At 40.1% G+C, this 16331-nt stretch carries 17 protein-coding genes; 6 read left to right on the forward strand and 11 right to left on the reverse strand.

What is annotated here, in order from left to right; translation table 11 throughout:
* Positions 1 to 35: 35 nt before the first annotated feature.
* Together FHG08_RS14795 and FHG08_RS14800 are read right to left on the reverse strand one after the other, a co-directional pair.
* Complete coding sequence (locus tag FHG08_RS14795; RefSeq protein ID WP_008109106.1) at positions 36 to 359, reverse strand: RnfH family protein; 324 nt, start codon at positions 357 to 359, stop codon at positions 36 to 38.
* The gene (locus tag FHG08_RS14800; RefSeq protein ID WP_138605336.1) at positions 356 to 796 is read right to left on the reverse strand and encodes a type II toxin-antitoxin system RatA family toxin; all 441 of its coding nucleotides are present in this window, start codon (positions 794 to 796) and stop codon (positions 356 to 358) included. The genes FHG08_RS14795 and FHG08_RS14800 overlap by 4 nt, the downstream gene beginning before the upstream one ends.
* A gap of 147 nt (positions 797 to 943) precedes the next feature.
* On the opposite strand from FHG08_RS14800, the gene smpB reads away from it, so the two are divergent.
* Together smpB and FHG08_RS14810 are read left to right on the forward strand one after the other, a co-directional pair.
* Positions 944 to 1423 carry an SsrA-binding protein SmpB gene (smpB, locus tag FHG08_RS14805; protein WP_008109102.1) on the forward strand — a complete coding sequence of 160 codons (480 nt, stop codon included), beginning with the start codon at positions 944 to 946 and terminating at the stop codon, positions 1421 to 1423.
* 291 nt (positions 1424 to 1714) lie between these two features.
* A complete protein-coding gene (locus FHG08_RS14810) occupies positions 1715 to 4309 on the forward strand; it encodes a TonB-dependent receptor (RefSeq protein ID WP_178956397.1) in 2595 nt (864 codons plus the stop codon).
* Between the two features lie 62 nt (positions 4310 to 4371).
* Here the strand turns inward: FHG08_RS14810 and FHG08_RS14815 are convergent, their stop codons facing one another.
* Both FHG08_RS14815 and fadR read right to left on the reverse strand, forming a co-directional pair.
* Positions 4372 to 4977, reverse strand: a complete 606-nt coding sequence (locus FHG08_RS14815; RefSeq protein WP_008109095.1) for a peroxiredoxin — start codon at positions 4975 to 4977, stop codon at positions 4372 to 4374.
* 233 nt (positions 4978 to 5210) lie between these two features.
* Complete coding sequence (fadR, locus tag FHG08_RS14820; RefSeq protein ID WP_138605332.1) at positions 5211 to 5924, reverse strand: fatty acid metabolism transcriptional regulator FadR; 714 nt, start codon at positions 5922 to 5924, stop codon at positions 5211 to 5213.
* 358 nt (positions 5925 to 6282) lie between these two features.
* Between fadR and dsbB the strand changes: the two genes are divergently transcribed.
* Positions 6283 to 6801 (forward strand): disulfide bond formation protein DsbB, encoded by a 519-nt coding sequence (gene dsbB / locus FHG08_RS14825; protein WP_138605330.1) that lies wholly within the window; start codon positions 6283 to 6285, stop codon positions 6799 to 6801.
* A gap of 1 nt (position 6802) precedes the next feature.
* On the forward strand, positions 6803 to 7105 hold the full coding sequence (locus FHG08_RS14830; RefSeq protein WP_010387958.1) for a hypothetical protein: 303 nt from the start codon (positions 6803 to 6805) through the stop codon (positions 7103 to 7105).
* A gap of 12 nt (positions 7106 to 7117) precedes the next feature.
* On the opposite strand, the gene FHG08_RS14835 is transcribed toward FHG08_RS14830, so the two are convergent.
* On the reverse strand, positions 7118 to 7411 hold the full coding sequence (locus tag FHG08_RS14835; protein ID WP_138605328.1) for a ComEA family DNA-binding protein: 294 nt from the start codon (positions 7409 to 7411) through the stop codon (positions 7118 to 7120).
* Positions 7412 to 7708: 297 nt separating this feature from the next.
* Between FHG08_RS14835 and FHG08_RS14840 the strand changes: the two genes are divergently transcribed.
* The gene (locus FHG08_RS14840; protein ID WP_010387955.1) at positions 7709 to 8008 is read left to right on the forward strand and encodes a YebG family protein; all 300 of its coding nucleotides are present in this window, start codon (positions 7709 to 7711) and stop codon (positions 8006 to 8008) included.
* A gap of 200 nt (positions 8009 to 8208) precedes the next feature.
* Here FHG08_RS14840 and putP read toward each other — a convergent pair whose 3' ends face one another.
* Positions 8209 to 9720 (reverse strand): sodium/proline symporter PutP, encoded by a 1512-nt coding sequence (putP, locus tag FHG08_RS14845; RefSeq protein WP_138605326.1) that lies wholly within the window; start codon positions 9718 to 9720, stop codon positions 8209 to 8211.
* 343 nt (positions 9721 to 10063) lie between these two features.
* On the opposite strand from putP, the gene FHG08_RS14850 reads away from it, so the two are divergent.
* Positions 10064 to 11287: an EAL and HDOD domain-containing protein gene (locus FHG08_RS14850; RefSeq protein WP_178956398.1), complete on the forward strand. Its 1224-nt coding sequence runs from the start codon at positions 10064 to 10066 to the stop codon at positions 11285 to 11287.
* A 57-nt stretch (positions 11288 to 11344) separates the two neighbouring features.
* Here the strand turns inward: FHG08_RS14850 and FHG08_RS14855 are convergent, their stop codons facing one another.
* Genes FHG08_RS14855 through FHG08_RS14875 form a run of 5 tightly spaced genes read right to left on the reverse strand, consistent with a single transcriptional unit; the run spans position 11345 to position 16331 of the window.
* The gene (locus FHG08_RS14855) at positions 11345 to 12076 is read right to left on the reverse strand and encodes a VacJ family lipoprotein (protein ID WP_138605324.1); all 732 of its coding nucleotides are present in this window, start codon (positions 12074 to 12076) and stop codon (positions 11345 to 11347) included.
* 9 nt (positions 12077 to 12085) lie between these two features.
* Entirely contained in the window at positions 12086 to 13342 is a 1257-nt protein-coding gene (gene ccmI / locus FHG08_RS14860) for a c-type cytochrome biogenesis protein CcmI (RefSeq protein ID WP_138605323.1), read from the reverse strand.
* Positions 13343 to 13804, reverse strand: coding sequence for a cytochrome c-type biogenesis protein (locus FHG08_RS14865; protein WP_178956399.1), 462 nt, complete (start codon positions 13802 to 13804; stop codon positions 13343 to 13345).
* A complete protein-coding gene (locus FHG08_RS14870) occupies positions 13801 to 14373 on the reverse strand; it encodes a DsbE family thiol:disulfide interchange protein (protein ID WP_138605321.1) in 573 nt (190 codons plus the stop codon). Before FHG08_RS14870 ends, FHG08_RS14865 begins: the two co-directional genes overlap by 4 nt.
* Positions 14370 to 16331 (reverse strand): heme lyase CcmF/NrfE family subunit, encoded by a 1962-nt coding sequence (locus FHG08_RS14875; protein ID WP_178956400.1) that lies wholly within the window; start codon positions 16329 to 16331, stop codon positions 14370 to 14372. Before FHG08_RS14875 ends, FHG08_RS14870 begins: the two co-directional genes overlap by 4 nt.

The raw sequence follows: 16331 nt of genomic DNA on the forward strand, positions 1-16331 counted from the left end.
TTAAAAAAGGTGAGCATGGCTCACCTTTTTTGTGTCTAACGATCTAACGGCCGGCCACCAGTGACTTTATTAGCACGGCCCTCTTCTTTGGCTTTTTCAGCACGTTTTCTGCGAGCATCTTTAGGATCGGCAATTAATGGGCGGTAAATTTCAATTCTGTCGCCATCTTTAAGCTCATGATTAAGCTTTACCGTTCTGTTCCATACGCCTAAAGTTAAATCGGTTGCATCAATCTCAGGGCACTTTTTAATAATCCCTGACTGTATTACTGCTTGCTCAGCCGTTGTACCTTGCAGCACTTCTATATTTAACGTGGTTGCCTTAGTGGGTAACGCGAACACAACTTCAATATTTATCATGCACGTTCTCCGTACACGGTTTTTGCACGTTGAGTAAATGCACTCACCATGTTTTTAGCCACATCATTAAAAATTTTACCAAACGCTAGCTCTATTAGCTTACTTGAAAACTCGAACTCTAACTGTAAATTAACCTTACACGCCTGCGCATCTAATTGCTGAAAGTGCCAGCGACCTTGTAGGGTTTTAAAAGGGCCATCAACCAAGCGAAGCATCACTGTTTGCTCATCAATTAGCGTATTTTCAGTGGTAAACCATTTTTTTATACCGGCTTTGGATATTTCTAAACTAGCGGTCATGTTATTATCATGCTGCTTAATAATTTTTGAGTCTGAACAATTAGGTAAAAACTGTGAATAGGCTTCTACATCATTGACTAGATCAAACATCTCTTTAGTGCTGTACATAACCAGCGCGCTTTTTTCTATTTGTGGCATACTCACTCCCAACTGTGTGCAGGAATTTTAGCAAGCTTTGTGCGTTTCCCCAAACTTTCATCGCGCTTAAATTAATCCTTCGCTTTTGCATGTATAATTTAAAAAATCGATGTAAAACATCTTGTATAACGTATATTATAGGGCACTATGGCTAAGAAAAATTCATCAAAATCGACAAGTAATACCATCGCGCTAAACAAAAAAGCGCGACACGAGTATTTTTTACACGACAAGTTTGAAGCAGGTGTTGAACTCCAAGGCTGGGAAGTAAAAAGTATCCGAGCAGGTAAGGTAAATATCTCTGAAACTTACATTCATCTTAAAAACGGTGAAGCATTTTTATTAGGTAGTACCATTCAGCCTTTAAATAGTGCATCAACACATGTTATTTGTGACCCGCTACGTTACCGTAAATTACTACTAAGCAGGCGTGAACTTGACCGCTTAGTTGGTGCAACTGAACGTGATGGTTATTCATTAGTTGCCACCGCTATGTATTGGAAAAAATGCTGGGTGAAGCTTGAATTCCATTTAGCTAAAGGTAAGAAAATGCATGACAAACGTGAAGATGGTAAAAATAAAGATTGGTCCCGTGAAAAAGAACGTTTAATGAAACACAAAGTTTAAATAAAGACGCCTAACATCATGTTAGGCGTTTTTTTTGATTAAATTTTTAAGAAAATACAAATTATTACAAATTAAAGTCGCTCAGTGATTTATTTTTTAATAATGACCAAAGCACTCTCCCGCACCAGATAGCGAGTATCCCATTGTTTTTCATTATTGAGAAAATCAGTATATATTCGTGCCGATAATAAAATCAGCTTTGCAGTCAATTGATAACAGTTAAGTTACATGGTATTAATAATTCGGCTTGAAAAAACAAGTAAATTATAACATATCAACAAGGACTTAAGGATGAAGCAATCAATTGCATTTACACCGAGCTTAATCATCGGTGCTACTATCGCATTGTCAGCAGGTTTTAGTACAACAACTTACGCTGCACAGCAGACTGCAGAAAAAGTAGAACGTATTCAAGTAACAGGCTCTCGTATCAAACGTTCCGATATCGAAGGCCCATCGCCAGTACAATCCATTAATAAAGAAGACATCGAAAACATGGGTTATGACAACCTACAACAGCTTCTTGAAAGAATGCCTGTTGCAGGTAATGGTACTTTTTCAACCCGTGGCAATAACCAAGACTCAACCGCTAATGGTTCAGCCGCCGTCAGCCTTCGTGGTTTAGGGGCTGATGCTACGTTGGTACTTATTAATGGTCGTCGTGTTGCTATAAGCGCATTTGCTGAAGGGATCACCAACTCATTTGTTGACATAAACAGCATTCCTGTTTCAGCAATTGAACGTATTGATATTTTAAAAGATGGCGCATCAGCAATCTATGGCTCTGATGCTGTAGCAGGTGTTGTAAACGTTATCTTGAAAAAAGACATCGACGGGATTGAAGTTAATTTAGGTTACGGCGGCACAGATGGCCCTAACTATGAAGAAACCACGGCTAGCATTGTTTGGGGTACAACGAGTGCAAAAAGTAGTGCGTCCGTTATTATTGATTACTTTAAAAACACGTCTTTATCATCAGACGAAATGGGCCGTTTAGGTACTGCTAATCAATCTCCTTATGGCGGCCAAGACTTTCGTTCATCACGTGGCTTCCCGGGCTACTTTTACGTAGATGGCGTTAAAACAATCGATCCTTCGTGTCCTGCTGAAAATGCAACATCAAGTGGTAGTTGCTTATTTGACTATGGTCCATTCGGCTATATTGCCCCTGCATCAGAACGTGTAGGCGCAATTTCACAATTTGAATACCGCTTCGACAATGGCATCACCGGCTTTTTAGAAATGGCTGTACAGCATAACAGCTCAGTTGCAGCTGGCGCACCAACGCCACTTGATGAAGATGCGGGTTTAACCGTACCAGGGAATCATCCAAATAACCCATTTGGTCAAGATATAGAAATTGGTCGTTACAGAACAGTGGATGCAGGCGCGCGTCAATGGGATATCGAATCAGACACATTACGTTTTGTTGCTGGTTTAAAAGGTGAAATTAACGACTGGAGCTGGGAAACAGCGGTACAAAAAGGGCGTAGCAAGTCATTACAAACAGGGGATCGTTCACAAGGTTGGGTTCGCACCGACTTTTTACAACAAGAGATTGACGCAGGTAACTACAACCCATTTGGCGGCACTTACAACGATCCGGCTGTTGTTGACAGAATCACAACGAGCTTGGTTCGCCAAGGTGAGTCTCATATGACGTCGTTCGATGCTAACATTTCAGGTGAAGCATTTAACTTTGGTGATGATGTTGTCATGATGGCGGCCGGTATTGAATACCGCGAAGAAGACGTAACTGATACGCCAGATGATCAATTTCAACGTGGGTTAATCTTTGGTACCGAGTCAGTTTCAGCTGCCGCAGAGCGCGACCAATACGCTGCCTATGTAGAGTTTTCAATTCCACTTGCGGAAAACTTAGAGCTACAACTTGCGGGCCGTTATGATGATTACAGTGACTTTGGCACTACGACAAACCCTAAAGTCGCTTTACGCTGGGCACCTAGTGATGAAATCACGGTTCGCGGTTCTTGGGCGCAAGGCTTTAGAGCACCTTCACTTGCACAAGTAGGTTTAGGGCCATCTCAAGAGAGTCAGTTCTTTATTGATAATTACCGCTGTGATGCAACAGGTAAAGATTGTGACCCGCTAGATTACAACATTGAATTTGCCGGTAACCCAGATTTAGAAGCTGAAGAATCTGAATCTTGGAATGTCGGCTTCATTTGGGCACCCACAACTGACTTTGGTTTAAGTATTGATGTGTGGAGTATCACCCAAGATAATAAAATTGATGAGCAAGAGTTTGGTCCAATTTACAACTCAGAGTGTAATAACCAAAATAGTACGGTATGTGTACGCTTACCACCATCAGGTACTGACAGCCTAGGAACTATTCAAAAGATATTCAGTACTTTTGAAAATGTATCATCACAAGAAGTTTCTGGCGTTGATATTTCAGCAAACTACAATCATTCACTGGATGAGTTAGGCTTACTAAAATTCAATTTAGAATGGGCTTACCAAGATAAATTTGAAAAAGACGGCCGCGATTACACTGGTGAATATGGCTACCCAGAGCACCGTTGGATTTTCTCAACAAACTGGGAAATTGGCCAATTCAACACGAATATGAACATTAGTTATGTGGGTGAGTTTGAAGATACGCCAGATATCGATTTCGATGGCAACTTAGACTTCGATAGTAATACATCGCGCACTGTTGATTCTCAAGTATTGGTTGATTTACAAACATCATACCGTATTACTGAGTCTGCAAAAGTATCGCTAGGTGTAAATAACTTATTTGATGAAGAGCCACCATTTGCAATTGGTGACGGTGATTCAGATCTGTATGGTTACGCATCGGGTGTACACAACCCTCGAGGTCGTTACATTTACACTAAAGTGAGCTTTTCGTTTTAATTAAAAGCAATAAAAAACCGCCAATATGGCGGTTTTTTTTTATCTTAAACTAAAGGGCTAGATTATAGCTCGCCTTCGTTTTCAGATAAGAATTTAGCTACGCCTTCAGGGCTTGCATCCATTCCTTTTTTACCTTCAGTCCAACCAGCAGGACATACTTCGCCATGCTCGCTGTGGAATGCTAATGCATCAACCATGCGGATCATTTCGTCGATGTTACGACCAAGTGGTAAATCGTTAACTACTTGGTGACGTACGTTACCTTCTTCGTCGATTAAGAAAGAACCACGAAATGCAACGCCCGCTTCTGGGTGCTCAACGTCGTATGCTTTACAGATCTCGTGTTTAACGTCTGCAACTAGTGCGTATTGAACTTTACCAATACCGCCGTCTGCTACTGCGGTGTTACGCCATGCGTTGTGTGAGAACTGTGAATCGATTGAAACACCAATTACTTCTACACCACGTTTTTGGAATTCTGCATAACGCTTATCAAAAGCAATAAGCTCAGAAGGACATACAAAAGTGAAATCTAGTGGGTAGAAAAAGATTACTGCTTTTTTACCTTTGATTTTTTCGTGAAGGTTATAGCTATCTACAATCTCACCGTTACCTAGAACAGCTGCAGCGGTAAAGTCTGGTGCCTGGCGGCCTACTAATACACCCATTTTATTCTCCAAATATTTTGAGTTTATTGTCAATTGCTTACGCAATACTGATAGTAATATGGGCACTAATTTTTAAATTACAATAGCACCATATCTAATTAATCATTATTCTATGGCTATCAAAAATAAATTAACAATCGTATTTATAGATAGCGCCGTTCTAAAATAGCGAACGCTTGATAAATACACGGATTATTGTTCATAAAAAAACCTGCTTAAAGCAGGTTTTTTTTCTAATCCATAATGTCGCTAGGCATATCACCGCGAATATGTTGCCATATTTCACCGGTTTGATGACCATACTTACGCATCATGGATATCGCACCATCGTGCTCTTTATTCTCAGCAAGCTTAGTGAGATCTTTATAGAATTGACGTGCAAGCTCACGAGTGCGAGGATCTGAAAAGTAATGACAACCAATCTTAGAATAAAAGCCTTTGAAACCATTAAGAATAAGCACATAAATGCGATTGTTACCAGCAACAGCTAACTCATGGTGCACTTTATAGTCATAATCAGCAAATGCTTGCGCACTGTCTTCTAGCTCATCACTTTGCGATAAAATTTCAATAACGCGCTCTGGTGCAAGCTTTATTGCTGCACGGGTGTAAATTGCGCTGATGTTGGTGCGTGCTGAAAGTAACTGATCGGTCAACTCTGGCATTTTGTCTTCGTCTAAACGGGCCAGTGTTTCAAGAATATTTAACCCTGACGTTTCCCAAAAATTATTTACGCGAGTAGGTTTACCATGTTGTATTGTTAACCAACCGTCTCTTGCTAATCGTTGTAACACTTCACGCAATGTGGTTCTAGTAACACCAATTAACTCTGAGAGTTCACGCTCAGCTGGCAGAATTGAACCTGGAGGGAAATCACCATTCCAGATTGACTCTACTATGTATTCCTCAGCAAATCCTGCTGGGCTTTTCGCTTTAAAAATTCTCATTCAATTCCTACTCGAATTAATTCACATTACATCGCTACATACGATTAACTGACTGATTGTACCAGACAAGTCACAACTAACAAGTAAAGTAAGTTAAATTACCTAGGTATGTGATTAAAAGGGTAACTTTACTGGTAGAAATTAAACACAATATGAATGCCCACCTATTATTCATACGAGACAGTTTGACTAGCTCTTACAACTGGATTAACTTGATGGCTCTGGGGAAAGTCATGTAACAGAATATCCCTAACTTTGAGGTGCGAAAAGCTTTCATAGCTCCTCGCTTTTTCCTTTTACTTGCCCCGCTGTTTATCCTAAGTCATAATCTAAGCCCTTATTTAAATACGGAATTGTTATGAACTGGCTTGCTAATCTAAGTACTCAGCGTACACCTTGGTTATTATTCAGTGGGATTGTTTTTCTGCTTGAAGTTACTGCACTTTTCTTTCAATACAACATGGGGTTAGCGCCATGCATTATGTGCATATACCAGCGCACCGCAGTATTAGGCCTACTTTTTGCGGGTATGATTGGAGCCAGTAAACCAAACAGCCTCATAGTACGTATTGTCGCTTATGCTGTTTGGGGGATTTCAAGTGTATGGGGGTTACTAATAGCCCGTGAGCACATTGAAATGCAAACAACCACAGACCCATTTGCATTTAGCTGTGAATTTGAGCCAAACTTTCCAGAATTTATACCGTTACATCACTGGATACCGCAGTTTTTTGAAGCGACAGGTGACTGCGGAAATATAGATTGGCAATTTGCCAGCCTAAGTATGCCAGCGTGGATGGAAATTATTTTTGTACTCTTTACCGCCACACTGTTTATATTAGTGGCCAGTCGATTAATTACTAAAAAGTCACTTTAATATGTTTACTTTTTTTTCAAGCCAAGTTGATGAGCTTAAACATTTAAAAGTTCGTCAACGACAAACTGTTATAGCTATCTCTTTAAGCATGCTATCACCCAGTGACAGGGTCTTTATACGCATACTAAAGCTGATGCTATTAAGCCCATTCTTTTTAATATTTACTCTTTTCGAAGGTTGGTTACTGGTGCCCTTTTTAATTGTAGCTGGGTTGAGCTATCCGCTATTAACAGCACCAGTAGATATTAACTTTGCTAAAAAGCACCTTGGTGCTGCCTTAAAACAGTTTGATCAGGGCGCATAGCGCCCTTTTTAGTTAAAACGTCACCTTTCCATCAAGTTTGGCTAGCATTTTTTTACCCACCCCTTTTACTTTAGCTAGATCTTCAAGTGATGCGAAATCACCATTAGCTTCTCTATAATCGATAATTGCCTGTGCCTTTTTCTTACCGACACCTGGTAACTTAATTAACTGTTTTAAATCAGCACTATTAATATTAACCATGGCTGATTGCATCTGCTCTGATAGCATATCGCTTTGCGCAAAGGTGGTACCCATAGGTAATAAACATAAAGCAGCTGCTAACGAGATTATTTTAATTAATTTCATACTATTTCCTTTTGCGTTCCTACATGAACATTCGTTGATTATTTACACCCAGCACTTTTACATAACGTTGTGGTTACTAAGTACTAACGGTAACAATCACTCCTTGCGACTCCTTTACTGCAACGCGTTATAAAGTGACTTAATAAATAAAGTAGAGTCAGCCTTTATTGTCAACTAAGCTGCAGATAAACTAAGGCTAAAGCTTGCAAAATAACGCGCAAGCTTGTACTGTACATAAAAACAGTAATCTAATGATTTAAAATAATCATATTGCCACGTAAGTAAGCAGGAGAAATCATGGCTGTTGTTGTTAAATATGTTGTAGAACGAAACGGAGTCGAGCGCATGACGTTTACTACTAAAAAAGAAGCTGATGCCTATGACAAAATGCTCGATATCGCCGAGTCACTAGAACTAATGCTTGAAAAAGTAGATGTGCCGCTAAGTGAACAACAAGTTGAGTCGCTTGCACTTGAGATTGCGAAAAGTAAAGACGACTTTATGGCGGTACTTAAGGGGACTAAAGAAGTACCTGCAAAAGCTAAAAAAACAAAGTCAGATAACGTTGCAGATATAAAAGATAAAGCTGCAAGTTAGTACTTTTAAAAACCTAATAGTAATTATTAAAAAAACTGAATTCGGTATTCGAATTCAGTTTTTTTTATGCCTTTAAATAATGATAGCTAAAAGCGAGTAAATCATCACTATTTGCTAATGTTAAAAGTCAGTCGATAAAAATGCCAACCAGTTAAACTGGTTGGCATTTTTTTAAACCAAAACTTAGGTTAACTAATCACTTATAATGACGATTCAACTTCATCAAACAGATCAGTAATTTCCTTTTTCGGTTCAGCTGTCATAAGGCTTCCTACTACAATCGCAATACTTGCTAAAATAAAGCCAGGGACGATTTCATAGATCACGCTACTCAAACTCTCACCATTAATAGTAATAGGCGCATAAATCCACACAAGCACCGTTAGTGCACCTACAACCATACCACTGATAGCCCCTTTTAAGTTCATACGCTTCCAGTAAAGGCTAAACAATACCAGTGGACCGAATGCAGCACCGAAACCAGCCCATGCATTACTTACTAAATCTAGTATTGAACTATTGCGGTCATACGCTAAGTAGATTGCAAATAACGCAACCAATATCACGCTAATACGCCCTACTAATACCAGCTCAGTTTGCGAAGCATTACGATTTAAGTAGATCTTATAAAAGTCTTCAGTTAAAGAACTTGAACACACCAATAGTTGCGATGAAATAGTACTCATAATCGCAGCTAAAATAGCCGCTAGTAGGAAACCGGCAATTAACGGATGGAATATTAATTCAGCTAATACTAGGAAGATTGTTTCTTTGTCGGCAATCGGCATTTGGTTTTCAATCATGAATGCTGCGCCAAATAGCCCGGTAAATACCGCACCAATAGCGGATAGCGTCATCCAAGACATACCAATACGACGCATGGTTGGCATTTCTTTTACTGAGCGAATAGACATAAAGCGAACAATAATATGCGGCTGACCAAAGTAACCTAAGCCCCACGCCATTGCAGAAATAATAGCAATGGTAGAACCGCCCGCAAACCAGTCAAGCATACTTAAAGAATGAATTTCGCTTGCTTTAGGCGAGCTTAGTAACTGCTGATAGTTTGCATTTGCTAAGGTATCCATAAAGGGTTGGTCAAGCATCATGTAGGTGGCAATTGGCACTGCCAACAACGAAATAAACATGATACAGCCTTGCACAAAGTCTGTAAGGCTAACCGCTAAAAAACCACCAAACAAGGTATATACCACTACTACACCCGTGGTGATGTATAAGCCCATTTCGTAACTCATTTGAAATGAGTTTTCAAATAACTTACCACCGGCAACAACTCCCGATGAAGTATATAAGGTAAAGAAAACAATAATTACTATTGCAGAGATAACACGTAGGATATTTTTGTTGTCATCAAAACGGTTTGCAAAGAAATCAGGGATAGTAATGGAGTCATTGGCTTTTTCAGTATAAACACGCAGTCTTGGTGCTACTAAAAAGTAGTTTGCCCATGCACCTAATACTAAACCAATTGCAATCCAAACCTTACTCAATCCAAATAAATACATTGCGCCAGGTAAACCCATTAATAACCAACCACTCATATCTGATGCACCAGCCGATAGGGCAGCTACACTGGGGGCTAAATTACGACCACCTAGCATATACCCTGAAATATCACTGGTAGATTGCTTATATGCGTATAGTCCTATTCCTAGCATTACAATAAAGTATAATGCCAGTGAAATAATCATTCCTGTTTCCAAATTCGCCTCCACTTAAAAAAGTAATAATAGGCTTGTAATCCAAATAATGACTCTTGAAATCTTATAATTAAGACAGTATTGGAATAAAAGCTTTCTACTCAACTATAACACGGTAATCGCTAATAACTCCAACCCGCTAATTTAAGTAGATAAAAAACCATCCATTCGCTTGTTTTTAAAACGAATAGAGTAAAAACAATAAGTTTAGATTAATTAAAATTACCCAAGCCATGATATTTTATTAATAAAATTCATTTTACCGATGCTATTTTGAATGTTTTCCAATATATTATTACAATGTTAATTAATTTCTACCTTTACGGAATCTTATATGTATTTTTACGCTGCTCGCCAACCCATTTTAGATCGCAATAAGGAGCTAATTGGCTACGAGCTTTTATTTCGTGATGGGGTAGATAACGTATTTCCAAATATTGACGGCGACGAAGCGACGTCTCGCCTAATTGAAGGCAGTCAGTTTAATTTTGGCCTTGAAGATTTAACCGATAATAAACCCGCTTATATTAACTTTACCCTAGACACCTTATTAAAAGGCTACCCTACGCTATTAAATAAAGACGGGGTAGTTATTGAAATATTAGAAACCGTTCAGCCAGGAAAACGCCTGCTCGCAATAGTTAAAGATCTAAAAGAAAAAGGGTATACACTCGCTCTAGATGACTACGCGCACCAACCTGTTTGGCGCCACTTTTATCCATTTATTGATATCATTAAAATTGATTTTTTAAAGTGCGATATAGAAATCGTTAAAGCCCTCATCGAGGACTTAAAACCTTACCCTCATATTAAATTACTTGCAGAAAAAGTTGAAACCTACGAGCTTTACAACCAAGCTTTTGAACTGGGCTTTGAGTACTTTCAAGGCTTTTTCTTTTCAAAACCTGAGATGGTGCAAAGTAAAGCCTTACCGCCATCAGGCATGGCACTGGCTGAACTGCTCTATGAAACATCCAGTGTAGAAATGGATCTTAAAAAAATCACCGATGTATTTGAGCGTGATGTTAACTTATCATATAAACTACTGCGCTATTCAAACTCAGCAGCATTTACCCGCCGCTCTGAAATAAGCACTATAAAACAAGCACTAATTGTATTAGGCGCTGCTGAAATAAAAAAGCTGCTCTCTTTATTGTTTGCAGCACAAGTCTCTGCCGATAAGCCATTAGAGCTTATTAGACTGTCGTTAACGCGGGCGCGTTTTTGTGAGTTGTTAGCTATTTCACATGGCAAACTGAAAGACACAGGCATGGCGTTCTTAACTGGCATGATGTCGCTTATGGATGCGATATTAGATGAAGAAATGGACAGCGTAATGCTTAAATTACCTCTATCTAATGAGATAAAAACAGCGCTATTAAAAAATGAAGGGCTACTTTCCGAATACTTAAGTTTAGTGACTCTGTATGAGCAAGGTGATTGGCAAGCTGCGAATGACAAAGCTCAGCAACTAAACTTAGGTGATGAAGTGCCTGATGCATACCACGAAGCTCTCAATTGGGTTAGTGAGCAAATGCAGGTGATGATTGATAGCTAAGAGATCTTTGATGCCCATTAACAAAAACGCCAGCATTTGCTGGCGTTTCTATTTTAATTAAAGACTTTCTAAAAAATCTTCATCAAAATCTTCAGGCTCTTCTTTTATTGGCGGGTTACCGTCAAATAACTCGTATAATTGACGCTGAAAATAAATGTCTTTAATAAATAAGTAGGGATCTAACGAATCATTTAATAACCCTTCCTGAGCCATTAAAGACGCACGCGCTTCAACCGCTTTTAGTGCGAACACTAAAATGGTTTGTGGCGTGGTCAGTGCTATTTCAGGCAATACAAGGTTATCAACAACATCACCGGTTAAGTTACGTGCGGTAGATGGCCCCATTGCTGGGATCATTAAATAAGCACCATCACCCACTCCCCACACACCTAAAGTTTGGCCAAAGTCCTCGCTAGTTACTTCAAGCCCAAGTGAGCTGGCCACATCAAATATGCCAAATACACCCACCGTTGAATTCACTAAAAAACGTGCAAAATTAATTCCAGCACTGCTTGGTTTTCCTTGCAGGCCGGCATTTATAATATCAACGGGTGCAGTAATATTATCGGTAAAGTGCACAATACTACGACGAACAGGCTGCGGTGTAACAGTGATGTAACCCACTGCTGCTGGCCTTAAAATATAGGTATCGAGTACGTCCATATTAAAGTCATAAATGGGTCTATTTACACTTTGTAAGGGATCGCGCTCATCATATTTACTCTCGGGCACTTGAGCACAGCCCGATAAGGTGAGTAAACATAATAAAAGTAAGCCTTGTTTTAACATCTCAAATCCTTAAGGTATTAATGTATCAATGTTCAGTTGCACTTGTCGCACATCTTTACGAAGCAGTACTTCAGAGTGGCCTTCAAGCTCACCAGTACTTGGCATCACTGAATCATCATTAGAAATACGCGCAGAAATAACAATTTCATTAGCACTGGATAAATTTAGCCCCGCCATCATGGCGTTCTTGTCGCTCAGCTCAACGGTGATTGGAAAGCTATAGTCAGTCAGTTTAACAACGGCTAAAGGCATTGGTGAACCTTCAGAAGCTTTAGCAAACACAAACAAAATACCGTTACTGGGCTGTTTCTCTTCGAGTTGCTCGTCAATCTTAACCGTAACCTGAATACCCTGTACAACTCGCTGGTCGTGGCTGTTTAGCTCACTTTGCTTAGCTATTTGGCCATCAATTTCACTAATGCGCTTTGAAATCATAGCATAACGCGTATCTGACTCGTCCATACTGGCAAGAAGTACCTCAAATGCAGCTTTTGCCTGTATCCAATCCTTTCTCTCAAAAGCAATCAGCGCAAGTAACGAAATCGCATCGAGGTTATTTGGCTGTGCTTGTAGTACTTTAGAAAGCATACCCGCTGCGCGAGTCATATTTTCATCACTACCCTCAAGTAATAATACCTGCGAGTAACTCACCAAAGCTTGCATATTATCAGAGTTCATTGACAATGCTTTATCAAATGACTGTTTTGCCATGTCAAACTCATTAAGCATTATAGCCACACGCCCTAACAGCATCCAAGCCACTTCATCGTCACCGCTTTGGCTTAACTTAGTACGCAGTGCCAATGCAAACGCTTGCAGTTCATTTTTAGTTAACGGCTCACCTTTTTGCATTACAGCGCGTTGGCCATAATCGGCCAAATTGTCCATTGCATCATGCCAAGCCGCTATTTGTTGCTGGCTGCCGGTCATTGCATAAAATATACCCGCTAACGCAATTAAAAACGCCGCCCCTGTTAAAGCAAATATACGATTATCACCACGACTATTGAGTGACTTTTCTGGTGATAATTCATTTAGCAAACGGCGTTTTAGCTCAACAATTGCCTCGCTGTGGTTTTGCGAGTCTATGCGTTGGTTGTCTAAATCAGCCTGCAGTTCAACTAAACGCTGCTCATAAATGCTGATAAGCTCAGCATTAGCGTTATGAGTAATCGTTACTACGCGCTCTTTTTTTAAAAAAGGCACAATAATAAACAGCAATGCAATGAGTGTGAGTAAAGCAAAAGACGCCCACATTAGAATCATTTAACTTTGCTCCTGACGTTTATTTTGTTTAATCAACTTATTGAGCATCACTTCATCAGTGTCACTCCACGTTTGTTTTACCGACGCTTTACGCTGGCGAATAACAATAAAGCCAAAGCCTATTATTACAATGAGTACTGGCAACACCCACAGAATTAACGTAGCCGGCGTTACTGGTGGATCGTAATGAACAAAGTAGCCATAGCGGTCAATCATATAGTCAATGACTTCGTCTTTGCTTTTACCATCTTTTACTAACGCCAATACGCGATCGCGTAAATCTTTTGCAACTACGGCATCTGAATCAGCAATATTTTGGTTTTGACATTTAGGGCAGCGTAATTCCTTAGTTAGCTCTTCAAAACGAACCGCTTGATCGTTGCTATCAAACTGATAACGGTCTTGTTGAGCAAACGCAGCTAAACTAACAAATAAGCTAAGGGTTAATAAAAACAATCTCATTGCTGAAGCTCCTGCATAAGAGGCGCAAATTTAGCGCGCCAAACTCGAGGGTTTATATCACCGGTGTGGTGTAACAAAATAGTACCATTTTTATCAACTAAAAATGTTTCTGGTGCTCCAGACACCCCCAAATCTAACGCCAAAGAGCGCTCTAAATCTAAAATATTAAACTGATAAGGGTTACCTGCGCGCGCAAGCATATTACTCACATCGTCACGCAGAGCTTGCATATCAAACGGGCCATCAAAGTCGGCATCGTAGCTTTGCACATAATACAAACCGATAATTTTAATGCCTTGTTCGCGAAGCTTAGTTAAATAATCAAGCTCAGCTAGACACGTTGGGCACCATGTGCCCCACACGTTTAATAAATACACATCACCTTTTAACTGCTCATCAGTCCAACGTTTATTATCTTGCATTAAATCAGGCAAGTTAAATGTCGGTACGGTTTGACCAATACGTCCTGTTTGTATTTCCCGAGGGTTAGCAAACAACCCTTGATATAAAAACACACAAATAAAGATGAAAATTAATAAAGGGACTATTGCCATCAATTTACGATTCATAATGCCCCCTCTAATTCATCTTTGCGGGGTGTAGCGCGATAACGCTTATCAAATAAAATCACAAACCCAGCGAGTGAGATCAGAATGCCACCAATCCACATCCAACGCACAAACGGCTTGTGGTAAATACGTAATGACCATGCTCCTTCACTTAATTGCTCGCCAAGGGCGAGATATAAATCGCGAGTAAAACCTGCATCTATTGCAGCTTCAGTCATAAATTGCATACCAATATCGTATCGGCGTTTTTCTGCATAAAGACGCGCAATCGTTTTGTCTTCTTTTGACACTGTTACCACACCAGCATGACCACTGTAGTTTGCACCACGAATTGTCTTCACGCCTTCAAAACGGTATTGATACTGATTAAGCTGTACGCTATCACCTGGCTTCATGGCTACATCGCGCTCAACTGAATACGCAGAGGTAAGGGTAATACCGGCAATAACAAAGGCTAAACCAACATGACCAAGCACCATAGCCCAATAACTTAAACCTAAGCGTTTGATGCCAAGTTTAATTGTTCCATGAACTGCGGCCTTGGTGTAAAGGTCGATAAAGGTGGCTATAAATATCCATACACCCAATGTAGTCGCTAACAGAGTGAGTGGCGTAACCACTTCATAACTGCTAAACAGCCAAGCACAGGTAACAACAACACTGGCTAGTGCGCCAACAAATATTTTGTTTTGTAAAAATGCCCATTTATTTTGCTTCCAGCGCAAAAATGGCCCTATGCCCATTAAAATCGCAAATGGCACCAGTAGAATGGCAAACATTTTATTAAAGAAAGGTTCGCCAATAGAAATGCTGCCTAAGCCCATTTCTTTGTGCACCATAGGTAATAAAGTACCTAATAGTACAATTAAGGTGGCAACCACTAAGAAAATGTTATTTAGCCAAAGTGCTACTTCACGAGAGACAAACTTATAACGTCCTTCACTTTTAACTTGTGACACACGCAAGCCGTAAAGCGCTAAGCCGCCGCCAACAACAATGGCTAAGAAAGCAAGAATAAATAGTCCACGATCTGGATCGGTTGCAAAGGCGTGCACCGAAACAATAATCCCTGAACGAACAATAAAAGTGCCCAGTAAACTTAATGAAAAAGCAGCAATTGCTAATAATACGGTCCATGATTTAAATACACCGCGCTTTTCAGTCACACTTAAAGAGTGTAATAAAGCCGTTGCCACTAACCATGGCATCAGTGATGCGTTCTCAACTGGATCCCAGAACCACCAGCCGCCCCAGCCAAGTTCTGCATAGGCCCACCAACTACCAATGGTAATACCTAAGGTTAAAAAGCCCCATGCAGTCATTGTCCATGGGCGTGACCACTTCGCCCAGGTATTATCGAGTTTACCAGTTAATAGTGCAGCAATAGCAAAGGAAAAAGCCACAGAAAGCCCCACATACCCCATGTAAAGTAATGGTGGATGAATGATCATGCCTGGGTCTTGTAATAATGGGTTTAAGTCTCGCCCTTCAACTGGGAAATAGGGCAATAAACGCTCAAACGGACTTGAAAGCAATAAGGTGTACATCATAAAGCCGACACCTAAAAAGCCAAGCACACCTAATACACGAGCACGAAGCACCCAAGGAAGTGACTTTGAACGCACAGCGACCAGAGCTGTCCACCCGGCTTGCATAAGTAACCACAGTAAAATAGCACCTTCATGACCGCCCCATGTAGAGGTGATTTTATAATACCAAGGTAAGGTGCTACTTGAATGATAAGCAACGTAAGACACGGTAAAATCATCGGTGAGGCTGGCATAAATAAGAACAGCGAACGACAAAGCAACAAATGCAAACTGACCAACCGCTAATGATGGCGCTGCGCGCATCAAACGAAGATTACCTGTGTGTGCTCCCCAAAGTGGGAAAATACACAACAGCACACTGAGCACCATGGCCAATGTTAAAGAAAAATAACCAATTTCTGGGATCAT

The sequence above is a fragment of the Pseudoalteromonas sp. Scap03 genome (genome assembly GCF_013393115.1).
Taxonomy (GTDB): Bacteria; Pseudomonadota; Gammaproteobacteria; order Enterobacterales; family Alteromonadaceae; genus Pseudoalteromonas.

Bases quoted from the DNA above. Each gene is read 5' to 3' on its own strand.
- FHG08_RS14865 (WP_178956399.1), bottom strand. From the start codon at position 13,804: ATGAGATTGTTTTTATTAACCCTTAGCTTATTTGTTAGTTTAGCTGCG.
- FHG08_RS14870 (WP_138605321.1), bottom strand. From the start codon at position 14,373: ATGAATCGTAAATTGATGGCAATAGTCCCTTTATTAATTTTCATCTTT.
- FHG08_RS14830 (WP_010387958.1), top strand. From the start codon at position 6,803: ATGTTTACTTTTTTTTCAAGCCAAGTTGATGAGCTTAAACATTTAAAA.
- FHG08_RS14810 (WP_178956397.1), top strand. From the start codon at position 1,715: ATGAAGCAATCAATTGCATTTACACCGAGCTTAATCATCGGTGCTACT.
- FHG08_RS14800 (WP_138605336.1), bottom strand. From the start codon at position 796: ATGCCACAAATAGAAAAAAGCGCGCTGGTTATGTACAGCACTAAAGAG.
- fadR (WP_138605332.1), bottom strand. From the start codon at position 5,924: ATGAGAATTTTTAAAGCGAAAAGCCCAGCAGGATTTGCTGAGGAATAC.
- smpB (WP_008109102.1), top strand. From the start codon at position 944: ATGGCTAAGAAAAATTCATCAAAATCGACAAGTAATACCATCGCGCTA.
- FHG08_RS14855 (WP_138605324.1), bottom strand. From the start codon at position 12,076: ATGTTAAAACAAGGCTTACTTTTATTATGTTTACTCACCTTATCGGGC.
- FHG08_RS14875 (WP_178956400.1), bottom strand. From the start codon at position 16,331: ATGATCCCAGAAATTGGTTATTTTTCTTTAACATTGGCCATGGTGCTC.
- FHG08_RS14840 (WP_010387955.1), top strand. From the start codon at position 7,709: ATGGCTGTTGTTGTTAAATATGTTGTAGAACGAAACGGAGTCGAGCGC.
- FHG08_RS14795 (WP_008109106.1), bottom strand. From the start codon at position 359: ATGATAAATATTGAAGTTGTGTTCGCGTTACCCACTAAGGCAACCACG.
- FHG08_RS14815 (WP_008109095.1), bottom strand. From the start codon at position 4,977: ATGGGTGTATTAGTAGGCCGCCAGGCACCAGACTTTACCGCTGCAGCT.
- FHG08_RS14835 (WP_138605328.1), bottom strand. From the start codon at position 7,411: ATGAAATTAATTAAAATAATCTCGTTAGCAGCTGCTTTATGTTTATTA.
- ccmI (WP_138605323.1), bottom strand. From the start codon at position 13,342: ATGATTCTAATGTGGGCGTCTTTTGCTTTACTCACACTCATTGCATTG.
- putP (WP_138605326.1), bottom strand. From the start codon at position 9,720: ATGATTATTTCACTGGCATTATACTTTATTGTAATGCTAGGAATAGGA.
- dsbB (WP_138605330.1), top strand. From the start codon at position 6,283: ATGAACTGGCTTGCTAATCTAAGTACTCAGCGTACACCTTGGTTATTA.
- FHG08_RS14850 (WP_178956398.1), top strand. From the start codon at position 10,064: ATGTATTTTTACGCTGCTCGCCAACCCATTTTAGATCGCAATAAGGAG.